The organism is Streptomyces sp. NPDC014727 (assembly GCF_043083485.1).
Taxonomy (GTDB): domain Bacteria; phylum Actinomycetota; class Actinomycetes; order Streptomycetales; family Streptomycetaceae; genus Streptomyces.
This window is the reverse complement of the sequence record NZ_JBIBYR010000007.1, coordinates 238,858-253,839: the sequence shown is the minus strand read 5'-3', so window position 1 is coordinate 253,839 and position 14,982 is coordinate 238,858. Positions and strand designations below refer to the sequence as shown.

12 protein-coding genes and 1 pseudogene are annotated in these 14,982 nt (G+C 70.4%); 5 read left to right on the top strand and 8 right to left on the bottom strand.

Annotated features, from left to right (window positions below):
• The first annotated feature begins 77 nt into the window (after positions 1-77).
• Entirely contained in the window at positions 78-590 is a 513-nt protein-coding gene (locus ACF1B9_RS14500; protein ID WP_391742371.1) for a MarR family winged helix-turn-helix transcriptional regulator, read from the top strand.
• A gap of 112 nt (positions 591-702) precedes the next feature.
• On the opposite strand, the gene ACF1B9_RS14495 is transcribed toward ACF1B9_RS14500, so the two are convergent.
• Both ACF1B9_RS14495 and ACF1B9_RS14490 read right to left on the bottom strand, forming a co-directional pair.
• Complete coding sequence (locus tag ACF1B9_RS14495) at positions 703-2,235, bottom strand: MFS transporter (RefSeq protein ID WP_391742372.1); 1,533 nt, start codon at positions 2,233-2,235, stop codon at positions 703-705.
• Between the two features lie 327 nt (positions 2,236-2,562).
• Positions 2,563-3,279, bottom strand: a complete 717-nt coding sequence (locus ACF1B9_RS14490) for a TetR/AcrR family transcriptional regulator (protein WP_391742374.1) — start codon at positions 3,277-3,279, stop codon at positions 2,563-2,565.
• Positions 3,280-3,623: 344 nt separating this feature from the next.
• Here ACF1B9_RS14490 and ACF1B9_RS14485 point away from each other — a divergent pair, with 344 nt between their 5' ends.
• Positions 3,624-4,901: a M6 family metalloprotease domain-containing protein gene (locus ACF1B9_RS14485; protein WP_391742375.1), complete on the top strand. Its 1,278-nt coding sequence runs from the start codon at positions 3,624-3,626 to the stop codon at positions 4,899-4,901.
• A 40-nt stretch (positions 4,902-4,941) separates the two neighbouring features.
• Here ACF1B9_RS14485 and ACF1B9_RS14480 read toward each other — a convergent pair whose 3' ends face one another.
• The 4 genes and pseudogenes from ACF1B9_RS14480 to ACF1B9_RS14465 all read right to left on the bottom strand — a co-directional run bounded on the left by ACF1B9_RS14480 (position 4,942) and on the right by ACF1B9_RS14465 (position 9,220).
• Positions 4,942-6,756 (bottom strand): class I adenylate-forming enzyme family protein, encoded by a 1,815-nt coding sequence (locus tag ACF1B9_RS14480; RefSeq protein WP_391742376.1) that lies wholly within the window; start codon positions 6,754-6,756, stop codon positions 4,942-4,944.
• A 98-nt stretch (positions 6,757-6,854) separates the two neighbouring features.
• Positions 6,855-6,983, bottom strand: a pseudogene (locus ACF1B9_RS14475) (serine hydrolase); the annotation flags it as partial.
• Between the two features lie 78 nt (positions 6,984-7,061).
• Entirely contained in the window at positions 7,062-8,486 is a 1,425-nt protein-coding gene (locus tag ACF1B9_RS14470) for a sensor histidine kinase (protein WP_391742378.1), read from the bottom strand.
• Entirely contained in the window at positions 8,483-9,220 is a 738-nt protein-coding gene (locus tag ACF1B9_RS14465) for a response regulator transcription factor (protein ID WP_391742379.1), read from the bottom strand. Before ACF1B9_RS14465 ends, ACF1B9_RS14470 begins: the two co-directional genes overlap by 4 nt.
• Before the next feature lie 171 nt (positions 9,221-9,391).
• On the opposite strand from ACF1B9_RS14465, the gene ACF1B9_RS14460 reads away from it, so the two are divergent.
• The 3 genes from ACF1B9_RS14460 to ACF1B9_RS14450 are packed head-to-tail and all read left to right on the top strand — an operon-like array spanning position 9,392 to position 12,001.
• A complete protein-coding gene (locus tag ACF1B9_RS14460; RefSeq protein WP_391742381.1) occupies positions 9,392-10,753 on the top strand; it encodes a ferric reductase-like transmembrane domain-containing protein in 1,362 nt (453 codons plus the stop codon).
• Positions 10,754-10,764: 11 nt separating this feature from the next.
• Positions 10,765-11,208 (top strand): FMN-binding protein, encoded by a 444-nt coding sequence (locus tag ACF1B9_RS14455; RefSeq protein ID WP_391742383.1) that lies wholly within the window; start codon positions 10,765-10,767, stop codon positions 11,206-11,208.
• Positions 11,201-12,001: an FAD:protein FMN transferase gene (locus ACF1B9_RS14450; protein WP_391742385.1), complete on the top strand. Its 801-nt coding sequence runs from the start codon at positions 11,201-11,203 to the stop codon at positions 11,999-12,001. Before ACF1B9_RS14455 ends, ACF1B9_RS14450 begins: the two co-directional genes overlap by 8 nt.
• A gap of 720 nt (positions 12,002-12,721) precedes the next feature.
• Here ACF1B9_RS14450 and istB read toward each other — a convergent pair.
• Positions 12,722-13,561 carry an IS21-like element helper ATPase IstB gene (istB, locus tag ACF1B9_RS14445; RefSeq protein WP_391742387.1) on the bottom strand — a complete coding sequence of 280 codons (840 nt, stop codon included), beginning with the start codon at positions 13,559-13,561 and terminating at the stop codon, positions 12,722-12,724.
• Positions 13,561-14,853, bottom strand: coding sequence for an IS21 family transposase (istA, locus tag ACF1B9_RS14440; protein ID WP_391742388.1), 1,293 nt, complete (start codon positions 14,851-14,853; stop codon positions 13,561-13,563). The genes istB and istA overlap by 1 nt, the downstream gene beginning before the upstream one ends.
• Between the last annotated feature and the right edge of the window lie 129 nt (positions 14,854-14,982).

Below are 14,982 nucleotides of genomic sequence, written 5' to 3'. Positions count from 1 at the left end.
AGGATTCTTTAATCTTCAAGCTCCTACCTTCCGAGACCTTAGCTCTATCTAGTTAAACTTTCAAGAAAAGGTCTACAGTGGAGTACATGACCACGGCATCCCCCGGCGAGCCCCGCTGGCTCTCCGACGAAGAGCAGCGTGTCTGGCGTGCGTATCTCCACGCCACCACGCTCATGGAGGACCACCTCGACCGCCAGTTGCAGCGTGACGCGGGGATGCCGCACATCTATTACGGACTGCTCGTCCAGCTCTCCCAGGCGCCCCGCCGCCGGAAGCGGATGACCGAGCTGGCCAAGGACGCCAAGATCACCCGCTCCCGGCTCTCGCACGCCGTCGCACGGCTGGAAAAGAGCGGCTGGGTGCGCCGCGAGGACTGCCCGTCCGACAAGCGCGGCCAGAACGCGGTCCTCACCGACGACGGCTACGAGATGCTCCGCCGGTCCGCGCCGGGCCATGTCAGCGCCGTGCGCCAGGCGATGTTCGACCGGCTCACACCCGAGCAGATGCGCTCGCTCGGCGAGATCATGCAGGTCATCGCCACCGGGCTGCAGCCGGAGGGCACGGACGCGGATCTGCCCTGGCTGCGCTGAGCCACTCACCGGGACACGGCTCCGCCCCGGTTCCGCCGAGCGGAACCGGGGCAGAGCCGCGTTCACCTCACTTCACGGCCGCGTTCACCTCACTACACGCCGCAGGGTGACGTCAGTGGGCGACGACCGGGACCTTGAACTCGTCCTCGACACCGTCGGCGTCACCCGAACCGGAGCCTCCGCTCGCCGTGGTCGCCGTGGGGCGCCCTGCGTTGATGAAGGTCACCGCGATCGCGGAGGCCACCACCAGAATGCCGACGGCCCACCAGATGGCACCGGTGAAGCCGTGCACCATCGACTGGAGCTTCAGCAGCTCGGGGTCGCGGGCGCCGAGCGCGGCGTGCGAAGTGGCGTACGCCGTCGCGGCCGAGGCCGCGATGGTGTTCAGCAGCGCCGTACCGATCGCGCCGCCCACCTGCTGAGAGGTGTTGACCATCGCGGACGCGACACCCGAGTGCCTCGGCTCGACACCGTGCGTCGCCAGCGACATGGCCGGCATGAACGCCGTACCCATGCCGAGCCCCAGCAGGAGCTGCGCGGGCAGGATGAGCGTGGTGTACGAGGAGCCGACCTCCAGCCGCGTCAACAGCAGCATGCCGACGGCGGCGGCCAGGAAGCCGGGGCCCATGAGCTTGCGCGCCGGGACGCGGGTCATCAGCCGGGCACCGATCTGCGTCGAACCGGTGATCATGCCCGCGATCATCGGGAGGAAGGCGAAGCCCGTCCTGATCGGCGAGTACCCCTTCACGACCTGCAGGTAGTACGTCAGGAAGAGGAACAGACCGAACATCGCGATGACGGCCAGACCCAGCGAGAGGTAGACGCCGCCGCGGTTGCGGTCCAGCACCACGCGCAACGGCAGCAGCGGCGACTTGACCCGGGACTCGGTCAGGGCGAACGCCAGGAGCAGCGCACCGGCCGCGACGAACATGCCGATGGTCAGCGCGTCCGACCAGCCGGCGGACTCGGCGCGGGTGAATCCGTACACCAGCGAGACCAGACCCAGTGCGGACAGGACGACGCCCGGGATGTCGAGCGGCGAGCGGTTGCGGCTGCCGGCCGGCTCACGGATCACGAAGTACGCGCCGGCGGCCGCGACGACCGCGAACGGGATGTTGACGAAGAACGTCCAGCGCCAGTTCAGTGCCTGGGTCAGGAAGCCGCCGAGGATCAGGCCGACGGCACCACCGCCACCGGCGATCGCACCGTAGATGCCGAACGCCTTGGCGCGCTCCTTGGCATCGGTGAACATCACGGCGAGCAGCGACAGCGCCGCCGGGGCGAGCAGCGCGCCGAAGACGCCCTGGAGGGCCCGGGAGCCGAAGAGCATGCCCTGGTTCTGGGCCGCGCCACCGAGCGCGGAGGCCAGCGCGAAGCCGATCAGGCCGACGACGAACGTCCGCTTGCGGCCCCAGAGGTCGGCGATCCGGCCTCCGAAGAGCAGCAGTCCGCCGAAGGCGAGCGCGTAGGCCGTGATGACCCACTGCTTGTTGGCATCGGAAATGCCCAGGGCCGTCTGGGCGTGCGGCAGCGCGATGTTCACGATCGTGGCATCGAGCACGACCATCAGCTGCGCGAGGGCGATGAACGCCAGCGCTTTCCAGCGACTGGGGTCCGGGAGTCGGATATCAGCTGTTTTTGACATGGAGGTATCCACCTAAGGACGCGCGTGGGCGCGCGAAATCGTGAACCGAGAGGTCGGCGAACGGGCAGTCGGTAAGGGACGGCCGGCGAGAACGGCCGCCGGAGAAGGCCGGGCGGGACGGGTCGGGCGTCGTCGGCGGGGCGTGACGGATCAGCCCCGACGGGTCGGGCGCCGAGACGGGTCAGGTGCGACCGCTCGGGCATGACAGGTCGTTGCGGGTCGAACGGTGAAAGGGAGACGTGGTCGAGGTGCGATGAAAAGGGAAGGCGTGGTCACAGTGCGGCGGTCGCGCCGCCGGGCACCCGGTTCAGGGGCCCGGCGCGGGCCTCATGGCCGGCGCCGCAGATCCTCCAAGGTCGCCGCCGTTCCGGGCAGCCGGGAGCGGGCCGGAGCCTCCAGTCCGTCCAGGAACAGCTGTAGATGACGGTGGGTGAACCGGTCGATGTCCGGGCAGCCGATGCCGGGCAGCGGCCGGGTGAGCTGGGAGAGGGCGACCAGTACGTCACCGACCGCGATGTCGGTGCGCAGGCGCCCGGCGGACATGGCGCGCGCCACGAGCCCTTCGACGGCCTCTTCGAGGCGCCGACGCTCGGCGAGCAATTCGGGGTGGTCCTTGTCGAAACCGCCGGACAGCATCGGGCACAGGGCCCCGATCCGTTCGTCGGCCGCCGCGTGCACGAAGCGGCAGAGCGCGGCAAAGGGATCGGCCTCCTCGGCCGCCGCCGCTTCCTCCGCGCGGTCCGTGGTGCGGGAGGTGACCGCGAGCACGACCTCGTGCGTCAGCGCGGCCCGGTCGGGGAAGTTCCGGTAGAGCGTGGCGTTGCCGACGCCGGCGCGGCGGGCGACCTCGTCGAGCGGCACGTCCGGCCCGAACTCGACGAACATCTCGCGCGCGGCCGTCACGATCCGCTCCCGGTTGCGCAGCGCGTCCGCCCGCGGACGGTGCGTCCGGGGCTGCGCCGTTCCGGTGGCGGTGCGAGTGGCGGTGTCCACGACGACTGTCCCTGCCTTCCGACTCCTGGGGTTCCCGGCGCCACGGTCCATGCGGTGCCGGTCTTCGGTTCTGGTCTCTTCGGCCTCGGCCCTGCTTCGGCCTCGGTCTCGATCCTGCTTCGGTCCTGGTCCTGGTCCTGCTCCTGGTTGTTTCCATCCTCGCAGCACCCCCTTCCCGCAACCGGGGAATGCCTCCCCGTTTCGCGGGGACACGAGTTCAAACGGGGAAACGGTCCCCGGTTATTTCCCCACCACGATGTGACCTGAGGCACACCTCGAAACGGGAAAACCAACCGTTCGGCGCACCCGGCGAGCGGTGCCGCACCACCCGTCACAGGCTGATCCGCAGAGAGCAGTCAGGGCCGGCCGGCTGCCGCGGACCCCGAGGCGCCTGTATGCAGAAGACCCGCCACCGGATACGCAAGCACCGCAGCCCGATCGCGCTCGCCTCGGCCACGACCCTGGTCATCGCGGCACTGGCCTCGGCCAGCAGCGCGCTTCCGATATCCGGCCGGGCCACGGCGGGACCGGTGGCGAGCACCCGGGCGGCGGGCACAGCCGCGTGCCGAATAGCGACGACCCTGGGCGTACAGATGTCGGAGGGCATCCCGACGGCGGCGAACTACGCCCACTCCACGGGCAGGATCCACGCACTCAACCTGATGATCGACTTCCCCGACGCACCGGGCGCCGAACCGGCGATGGACCGGTTCGGCGAATTCTTCCCGCAGACCATCAACTGGTTCCGGACCGCTTCGTACGGACGACTCACCTACATCCCCGACACGCCCGTGAAGACCTGGCTGCGGATGCCGCTCCCGTTCTCCGAGTACGGGATAGAACGCGGATCATCGTACGAGCCGGGCTACCGCCAACTCGTCCAGGACATCGTCGCCGCCGCGAAGCCGAAGGTCGATTTCAGTACGTACGACCTGGTCAACATCCTGGTCACACCGAACGCCGGGCCCCCCGCCCTGGACACCGTCCTGTCCGTGACCTTCTCCGGCAACGACGAGGCCCCGCACGCGGACGGCGTCCCGCTCGCCAACACGTCGTTCATCTACAGCCGCCAGGACGACGGCTCGGGCTCGGTCAAGCAGAACGGATACCGCGTCCTGCCGCACGAGAACGGCCATGTCTTCGGCCTTCCCGACCTCTACACCGTGGAGGGCGGCGGCGCGGTCGGGCACTGGGACATCATGTCGGAGGACTGGGGGGCCAACAACGACATGCTCGGCTGGCACAAGTGGAAGCTCGGCTGGCTGGACAACAAGCAGGTCAGCTGCGCCGCCCGGTCCGGCACCAGCGACCACGTCCTCGAACCGCTGGCCACCCGGGGCGGCATCAAGCTGGCCTTCGTACCGCTGAGCAGCGAGTCCGGCTACGCCGTGGAGGTACGGACCCGGGCGGGCAACGACCAGGCGGTCTGCCGGCCCGGGGTGCTGATCTACAAGGTTCACTCGGACGTCGACACCGGTCAGGGGCCGGTGTCCGTCGCGGACAGCACCAAGGACAGCGGCGGCTGCACCCAGTTGCCCAATGTGCACCCTGAACTCTCCGACGCCGCCTACCAGACCGGCCAGACCTTCACGGACCGGGCAAGCGGCATACGCATATCCGTGGTCGGCAAGGACGACAAGGGGAACTACCGCGTCCGGATCACTCGCCCCTGACCGCCCGAGTCCTCGGCCTGTCCGTCCCGCTCGGCCACGGTCACGGCCGACCGCCCTCTCCACCCGAATCCATGGCCGGTTCTTCCCCGTCGGCCCGCCGTACCTCCGCCTCGACGGGCCCGCGCAGCTCCCGCTTGAGGATCTTCCCGGTCGGATTGCGGGGCAGCGGTTCCCCGCGTACCAGCACATGGGCCGGAACCTTGAACGCGGCCAGGCTCCGGCCGACGTGCGCCCTGAGGTCGTCGGGAGTGACGGTGGCACCGGCCCGCAGCCGGACGACGGCGGCGACCTCCTCCCCCAGGACCGGATGCGCGACCCCCAGCACCGCCGCGTCCTCGACGTCCGGGTGGTCGTGGAGCACCGCCTCGACCTCGACGCAGTACACGTTCTCCCCGCCGCGGATCACCATGTCCTTGATCCGGTCGACGACATCGACCCGCCCCGCGCGCACCACCGCGAGATCACCGGTCCGGAACCAGCCGTCGGTGAACGCCCGAGCGGTCGCCGCCTCGTCCCGCCAGTAGCCGCGGACCAGGGACTGGCCGCGCAGCCACAGCTCACCGACCTCGCCGTCGGGCAGCATCTCGCCCGTGGGGCCCGTGATCCGCACCTCGGTGGCGGGGGTGGGACGGCCGACGCTGCCCGGGTGGAGCCGGTACTCGGCGCCGAAGTTCGCCAGGACCCCTCCGCTGGTCTCGGTCAGGCCGTAGCCGTTGCGGGGCTCGATCCGGTCGCCGTGGCGGGCGGTCAGCCGCGCGACCAGGTCGGGCGGGGCGGCGGCCCCGCCGGTGTTCAGCATCTGCAGACTCTCCAGACCGTCGCCCGCCCGCTCGGCCGCCGCGAGGAGCTGGAGCGCGGTCGTCGGGACTCCGGCGTAGTGCGTGACGCCGTGTGCGCGGATCAGCCGCAGCGCCTCCTCGGCATCCCACTTCCGCATCAGGACGATCGTGCCGCCCGCCGCCATCGCCGCGTAGAAGCCGGTGAACGCGGCCACATGGAAGAACGGGAACGTCAGCAGCGACACCGGGGCGGGGCCCTGCCCCGGGACGATCCCGCGACCGAGCGCGGAGGCGGCGGCGTGGTAGCGGGGGTTGAGTACGGCACCCACCTGGGCGAGATGGGTGGCGACCGCGCCCTTGGGCCGGCCGGTGGTACCGGAGGTGTAGATGATCGTCGCGTCGTCCTCCGGCCGGATCTCGACCTCGGGGGGCGCGGCGAGCGGATCGGGCGCGGGCAGGTCCTCGTACCGCTCGACGCCGTCCGGGACCGCCCCCTCCGTGTGGAAGACGACCACGCGCGCCCCGCTCTTCGCCGCCCAGCCGACGACCCTCGGCAGCCGCTCGCCGTCCACCAGCAGCACCCGCGGCTCACAGTCGTCCAGCGCGTACGTGAACTCGTCCTCGGTCCACCAGGCGTTGAGCGGGACGGCCACCAGCCCGGCCAGTTGCGCGGCCCAGAAGGCGATCTGCCACTCCGGGTGGTTGCGCATCGCGACGACGGCCCGGTCTCCCCGGCGCAGCCCGTACGGCCCGGTCAGCCGGCACGCCAGCGCGGACGCGGCAGCGAAGAACTCGGCGTACGAGTAACCGCGCTCCGCCGAAATCAGGAACGGCCGGTCCCCGTAGGCCCAGGTGGTCTCCACGAACTCACGGAGTGTGCGTGGCCCGTCCGCGTACACGAGGGCTCCGGCGTGCGCCCCGTCCTCCGCCCGCACCACGGCGAACGGGGCTCCCGGAGCGGTGAGCGCGGCTTCGACACGGGCCGCGGCGTCCGCGGCGGCGGCTTCATCGGCTGCGGTGGCCGGGGGGCGGGCCTGCGGGGCCGATGCGTCGGGATTCGGGTCGATGTGCGGCACGAACGACCTCTCTAAGCGCTTGCTCAGTACCTTCGCGACGGTATGCCCGCGCCCACCCGTCGTCAAGGGAACCGTCCGGCCCGCGCCCGCAACGGCTCTCAGAGCTGCCGAAGGTGGTCACGCAGTCTGCGGGCGACCTGCGCCATGAGGGCGTCGGCGCCGGGCTGGGCACTGGCCGGGACATGTGACCCGGTGAGGACGGCGATGACGAAGGCCCGACCGTCGGAGTCGGTGGCCGACAAGACCGCCCCGGTTGGCGGCCCGCGGTCCTGCGAGAGGGCCGCCGGCCTCCGGGCCCGGCGGGGTCAGGCGGGGAGCGTCAGGCGGAAGGCCGTATGTCCGGGGCCGCTGGTGACGGTGACGGCTCCGCCGTGGGCGGTGATGACGGCGTGGACGATGGCGAGGCCGAGACCGGTGCTTCCTGTGCTGCGGGAGCGGGCGTGGTCGGCGCGGACGAAGCGTCCGAAGACCTCGGGCTGGAGCTCGGAGGGAATCCCTGGTCCGTTGTCACTCACGCACACAGCGACGCCGGTCCGATCGACGGTGAGGGCGACGGTCACTTCGGTGCCGGGCGGGGTGTGGGTACGGGCATTGGCCAGGAGGTTCCCGATGGCCTGTCGGAGTCGGTGGGCGTCGCCGGTGACGGTGACCGGTTCTCCGGGGAGGTCGAGGAGCCAGCGGTGGCCGGGGCTCGCGGCGCGTGCGTCCTCTGTCGCGTTCAGGATCAGCAGGGTCAGATCGACCGGCTCGTGTTCGAGGGGGCGTCCGGCGTCCAGGCGGGCGAGGAGAAGCAGGTCGTCGACGAGCCACGTCATGCGCTGCGACTCCCCGTCGATGCGCTCCAGGGCATGGCGCACCGCGCCGGGAACGGGGCCGTGGTGGCGCAGGGCGAGCTCGGCGTGGCCCCGGATGTTGGCGACGGGGGTGCGCAGTTCGTGGCTGGCGTCGGCGGCAAAGTGCCGGAGCCGCTCCTCACTGGTCTGGCGCTGGGTGAGCGCGCCCTCGACATGGCCGAGCATGTGGTTGAGGGCGCTGCCGACCTGACCGACCTCGGTACGGGGGTCGGTGTCGGGAAGCGGTCCGGGCATGGCGACCTCTCCACTGGCGAGGGGCAGCCCGGCCACCTCCGCGGCACGGGCGGTGACCCGCTGGAGGGGGCGCAGGGAGATCCGCACCCACAAGGCCCCGGCGACGCCGGTGACCACGAGGGCGGCGCCGAACAGCACGGCTTCGACCGCTTCGAGGCGGTGAACGGTCTCTTCCACCGGGTGCAGGGGCAGGCCGGTGATCAGGGTGTCCTGGTCGTCGCCCCGGACAGCCGTGACGCGGTACGCCCCCAGAGCGGTGAGGCGGACGCTGTGTCCGTGCGCGTCGGCGGGGATCCCCGCCAGGGCGTGACGGTCCCCGGAGGTGAGGGGCAGGGGGCGGTCGGTGGCCTCGTGCACGACGGCTGCCTGGGTGACGGTGCCGTTCAGGAGGCGGGCACCGAAGGTCGACTCCGCCTGGCCCCGGGTGTCGGGGCGGTTGTCGGCGTCGGGCGTGGCCTCGTGCTCCAGGCTGGCGGCGAACCGGCCGCCGGAGGCGGACAGCTGCTCGTCCAGGCGCCCCATCAGGAAGCCCCGCAGTGCGAGGGCGGTGGTGATGCCGACGGCGAGGCAGGCGAGGGCGAGCAGTGCGACGAGTCCGGCGGTGAGCTGGCCGCGCAGGGTGCGGGGCAGCGCGCGTCTCATCGGGATTCCGGCTTGAGGACGTAGCCGACACCACGCACCGTGTGGATCAACGGGGGGCGTCCGGCGTCGATCTTCTTGCGCAGGTAGCTGATGTAGAGCTCGACGATGTGGGCCCGGCCGCCGAAATCGTAGGCCCAGACGCGGTCGAGGATCTGGTCCTTGGACAGCACCCGGCGCGGGTTGCGCATGAGGAACCGCAGAAGTTCGAACTCGGTCCGGGACAGCTCGACGGTGACCCCGCCGCGCCTGACCTCCCTGGCTTCCTCGTCCATGGCGAGATCACCGACGGTGAGCCAGTTCGTGCCGGCGGATTCCGCCGTCAGGCCGGCCCGCCGGAGCAGCCCGCGCAGCCGGGCCAGGACTTCCTCCAGGCTGTAGGGCTTGGTGACGTAGTCGTCGCCGCCGGCGCTGATGCCGACGATGCGGTCCTCGACCGCGTCCCGGGCGGTCAGGAACAACACGCACACGCCGGGTGCGTCGCGTCTCAGCGCGCGCAGGACCTGCAGGCCGTCGAGGTCCGGCAGCATCCAGTCCAGGACCACCGCGTCGGGCCGGAAGTCGCGGGCGGTCGCGAGCGCGCTCGCGCCGTCGGCAGCGGTGCGGACCTGCCAGCCCTCCCCGGCCATGACCCCGGCCAGGACATCGGTGACGTCGGGTTCGTCGTCGACGACGAGAACCCTTACCGGTTCTCCGTCGGGGCGGTGCAGAGGCGATGTCGTACGCGGCTCGTCCATGGTTCCTTCAGCATCCCCCGGCGCGGACCACGGCAGGTCGGGCCGTGTCTCTGAGTTTCCTCTGAATCGGCTCGGCGAGTCGCCGGCGGGTCGCTTTCAGAAGATACACAGAAGTTGAACCGGGAGGCTGGCCGTCCGTCGCCGGAACGAGTCCTGTCCGGAGGAGCCCCCATGACCACCACGTTCACCACCACATACGCGAGCCGCGGGATGCGTCACCGGCGCCCGCGCCGCAGCGCCGTGCGCTTCTTGGCGCCGTCGGCGATCTGGGCCGGTGCCGCGGGAGTGCTGGCCCTGTGGTGGATCGACACGACCTCGGTGGTCGGCCCGGCGGGCTGGCTCACCGGCGCCGGGCGCATCACGGGGCTGCTGGCCGGTTACGCCTGCGCGGTGCTGCTCGCCCTGATGGCCCGCGTGCCACTCCTGGACCACACCATCGGCACGGACCGCCTCGCGCGCTGGCACGCCCTGGGCGGTCGCTGCACCGTCTCGCTGGCCCTCGCCCACACCCTGCTGATCATCTGGGGCTACTCACTGACCTCCCACACGGACGTGCTCGGCCAGACCTCCACGCTCGTCCTGCACTACCCCGACCTCCTCAAGGGCACGGCGGGCTTCCTGCTGCTCGTGGCCACCGCAGTCCTCTCGGCCCGCGCGGCCCGCCGGAGGATGAGTTACGAGACCTGGCACTACCTGCACTTCGCCACCTACCTCGCGGTCTTCCTCGTGTTCGGCCACCAGCTCTCCAACGGCGCGGACTTCGTCGGCAACCGCCTCGCCCAGGTGGCCTGGTACACGCTGTATCCCGGTGTTGCCGTGCTGGTCGCCTGGTACCGGTTCGCCGTTCCCGTCCGGCGCGGGCTGCGTCACCGCCTGCGCGTCGCGGCCGTCCACCCCGAGGCACCGGGCGTGGTCTCCGTCCACCTCACCGGCGAGCACCTGGACGAGCTGGGGGGTGAGCCGGGGCAGTTCCTGCGCTGGCGCTTCCTGGCCCGCGGGCTGTGGTGGACCGCGAATCCCTACTCCCTCTCGGCCCCCGCGCACCCGCGCCACCTGCGCATCACGGTGAAGACCGCGGGCGGCCACAGCGCCGCGCTCGCCCACCTCGCGCCCGGCACCCGGGTGTGGGCCGAGGGACCCTACGGCGGCCTCACGGCGAAGCGCCGCACCGCTCCCAAGGTCCTGCTCCTGGCCGGCGGCGTCGGCATCACCCCCCTGCGTACGCTCTTCGAGACGCTGCCGGGACAGGTCACCCTCGTCCACCGCGCCCGCCGCCCCGAAGACCTCGCCCTGCGCGGTGAGATCGACGCGATAGCCGCCCGCCGACGGGCCGCCGTGCACTACGTCGTCGACGAACCGGCCGAGTACTCGTCACCTCTCAGCGCCCGGGGCCTGAGTGCTCTGGTGCCCGATCTCGCCGCGCACGACGTCTACCTGTGCGGTCCGCCCGGCATGACACGGGCCGCGATCCAGGCCCTGCGCGATGCCGGTGTCCCGGCACGGCGCATCCACCACGAGTCGTTCGCGTTCTGAGGAGAACCGTCATGCGCCGAGCCGTCCTGGCAACCACCGGGATCAGCGCCCTCGTCATCGCGCTGCTCGCCCTCAAACCCCACCAGCGCCCCGTCCTGGCAGGAGTGACCCCCCGATCCCCCGCGGCCTCCTCGTCCCCGCCCACCTCTGCGGGCGCGGCGTCGGGCGCGTCCACGGGGACGGGCACGTTCACCGGGGATCCCATCGACACCCCGTACGGAACCGTGCAGGTCGCCGCCACCCTCGCCCAGGGAAGGATCACCGCCGTCAAGGTGCTCCGGGCCCCGGACCACAACGGCCGCGACCAGCAGATCGCCTCCTACGCCCTGCCACGCCTCACCCGGGAGGCGATCGGCGCCCAGAGCGCGCACATCGATGCCGTCACCGGCGCCAGCTACACCAGCCAGGGCTACATCCAGTCCCTGCAGAGCGCCCTGGATCAGGCCCATGCCTGACACCGCACACGGGCTGCGCCACGTCGAGCACGTGATGGGCACGGTCTTCTCCTTCGACATCCGGGACGAGCCCACCACTGCCGTCCACCGCGCCCTCGCCGAGGCCGTGCGCCAACTCCACCAGGTCGATGCCGTGTTCTCCACCTACCGGCCTGACAGCCACATCAGCCGACTCGACCGGGGTGAGATCCGCCTCGGCGACTGCCCGCCCGAGGTCCACGAGGTGCTGTCCCTCTGCGCGCGGGCCGCCCACGTCACGGACGGCTGGTTCAGCATCGTCCCGGCCGGTGTTCTCGACCCCTCGGGCCTCGTCAAGGGCTGGGCCACCGAAGCCGCCTCCCGGCTGCTCCACGAAGCCGGCGCGCACCACACCTGCGTCAACGGCGGAGGCGACCTCCAACTCCGCGGCCGGGCAACCCCCGGCTCCCCCTGGCGCATCGGCATCGCCCACCCCCTGCGGCCCGGCGAACTGCTCACCGTCATCACCGCCGACCACGACCTGGCCGTCGCCACCTCGGGCACCGCCGAACGCGGCGCCCACATCCTCGACCCGCACAGCGGCACACCCGCCACCACGTTCGCCTCCCTCACCGTCGTCGGCCCCCGGCTGACCATGACCGACGCCTACGCCACCGCCGCGTTCGCCATGGGCGAGGACGCGCGGGACTGGCTGGAAGCGCTGGACGGCTACGAGGCACTCGCCGTCCTGCCCGACGGCCGGACGTGGCAGACCTCGGGATTCAGCCGATACGGCTCACGAGGTGCAATGCGATCCCAATCCCGCCCGCAGTGAACGGGTGCCCCCTTCACAGCCGCGGAGTGGGCCACGCGCATGGAGTGCTCTGCCCGTCCGATGCGACGTGGACTGCCCGACCTCGCGCCAGGCCGACAGCACCGCAGCTCCCACACCACAGACGCACCCGGCCAGAACCAGGATTACCTATCTCACCCCACCCGCTACACTGTCGGCGGTGGCCGGGCCCTCACAGGTCGGACCGCCGCGAACCTGTCGGCAAACTGATCTGAAGCCCATGGCCCATCCGGGTCAGGTTTCGCACACGTTTTCCGACAGATCCCAGCCTTCGTGGGATGTGTCTAAAACGATGAATCCCCAGGTCAGGACAGATCTCTCTCAGGAAATAGAAACGAGTTTCTCGATTCTCCAAACGCCACGATCTGGCTCCGCACTGTGGCCTTGATCGTGAATAGCCGTCACCTGCGATCCCGCTCGCGGCCTGATCCTTGCCATCGGTCAAGCGTCAGACGAGCAGTTCGGTCGCTTCCTATCAGGACATATCGATCGCGCTCCTGCGACCGCGTGCAGGTTGGATCCGGATCATGATGGCTCGGGTGCAATTCCCCGTACCGTGCCCTTACGCGAGCATGCGCAGAGGGGCCACAGCTCCCCGTTCGGGCATCGTGGATGGCTAACGCTGTGACTGTCGGCAACGGCTGAATTTGAGGCCAGTTTGAACGGTTGAATTGTGGGCCGTTGTGGGTCTCGGTTGGTTGGTCAGTCGTTGTCGGTGGGGGTGGGGACGCGGCCGAGTTTTCGTCCTCGCATGCGGTAGGACTCGCCTTTGAGGGAGTGGACCTCTGCGTGGTGGACGAGCCGGTCGATCATGGCGGCGGCCACGGTCTCGTCTCCGAAGACCTCTCCCCAGCGTCCGAAGGGCTTGTTGCTGGTGACGATCACACTCGCTCTCTCGTAGCGGTTGGCGATCAGCTGGAAGAAGAGGTTGGCCGCTTCGGCTTCGAAGGGGATGTAGCCGACCTCGTCGATGACGATCAGCGGGTAGCGGCCGAGTTTGACGAGTTCTTCCTGGAGTTTTCCGGAATGGCGGGCGGCGGCGAGGCGGTCCACCCACTGGGAAGCGGTGGCGAATGCCACGCGGTGTCCGCTCTGGCAGGCCCGGACGGCGAGGCCGGTGGCGATGTGGGTCTTGCCGGTTCCCGGCGGGCCGAGGAAGACTACGTTCTCTTTGCCCGTGATGAAGTCCAGTGTGCCCAGATGTGCGAGCTGTTGTCGCGTCAGGCCACGCAGATGGGCGACATCGAGTTCCTCGAGGGTCTTGATTGCGGGGAAGCGGGCAGCCCGGATGCGGCCTTCGCCGCCGTGGCTGTCGCGGGCGGACACCTCGCGTTGCAGGCAGGCGACCAGGTATTCGGTGTGGGTCCAAGACTCGGCGCGGGCGCGTTCGGCCAGACGTTCGGCAGCGTCCAGCAGAGTGGGAGCCTTCATCGCACGGGCGAGAAAGGCCAGGTCCGAGGTGGTTTGACGGCCGGTGGGCGCCGCCCGGCCCGCAGTTTTCGCGGTGCCGGCCCCGGGGTCGGCCGCTGGGGTGCGAGGCATCAGGTGTCCGCCTCCTCTTTCCCGCCACCGCCCTCAATGAGAGTGAACATGCGGTCGTAGGTGCCCAGTTCACGCTGTTCGACTTCGACCCCGAGATTGTCCGGTGCCAGTGCGGCAGCACGAGCGGTGGTCGCTGCGGCGGCTTGCTGATGCCAGGCATCTGCCCGTAGGAGGCGGGCCGCGTCGGCATGCTCGGGATCGGTGAGCGTCTGGTGGCGGGCCCAGCAGCGCGGGTGCCGGGCCACCGTCCCTGGCCCGGTCCCGGGGGTGTCGGTGAGGGTGACCGTGATGGCCTCGTTGTCCGCGCGGACCAGGACGCGGTGGCCGATGGCCCGGGGGTGGACGGAATAGTCGCAGGTATCGACCCGGACGTAGTGGTCACGGCCGATGCGGGTCTGGAAGCGCCACCAGTGGGGCGGGGCGACCGGCGGGACCGGCAGCATCTGGGCCCGGTCGGCCTCGAAGCGGTCCGCCGGCCGCGCGGCGATCGCACGATGAGTCCTCCGGTTGGCGATCTGCAGCCAGCCTGTGAGCTGGGCATTGAAGTCATCAGGACCAGTGAACGTGCGGCCCGGAAGGAAACTCGTCTCCAGATAGCCGTTGGCACGCTCCACCAGGCCCTTGGCCTCCGGGTCGCGGGGCCGGCACAAGTGGACCTTCACCGCGAGCAGCCCCGCGAACGCGGCGAACTCCGAGGTCAGCTTTCCTCTGCCAATACCTGCCTCGTTGTCCCAGACGAGCATCCTCGGGACGGCTTGCCAGCCATCGGCCAGCAGCCGCCAGTGGCCGTCGATCAGGTCGCCGGTCTGCCGGGAGGGCAGCATCCGGGCAGTGATCATCCGTGAGTAGCCCGAAACGATGACCAGGACCGGCGGGCGCCCGCTCTGGCCGTACCCGAGGGGGATCCCCACCGGCGGGAACCACAGATCGCACTGCGCGAGCTCGCCGGGCTGATAAACCGTCCGAGAGACCGGGTCCACCGGCAGATACGCCGGCCGCAGCTCACGCACCCGCTCCCGCAGGATCGTCAGCCCGCGCTCCCAGCCGATCCGCTCCGCGATCACGGTCACCGGCATCGTCGGGGTCTGTCGCAGCAGCTCCCGGACCGCGGGCTCCACCGCGTCCACCGCGGAACCCGTCGCAGCCCGCCGGTACTGCGCAGGCCGGTCCGAAGCAAGAGCCCGCAGCACCGTATTCCGCGAAATTCCCAGCTGCCGGGCAACAGCCCGCGCGGACAGTCCCTCAGCCCGGTGCAACCGGCGGATCTCAGCCCAGTCCTCCACAAGGATCACCCTCTCTTCCTCCCGACTCCAGAGACCCTGAAGCCAGAATGATCAAGAGATCGCAGAGTGGCTCACTTTTCATCCGCCGTCCGTGGTATCCATTTCACCCGTTGCCGACATCCACTCCAAGGGATCAGC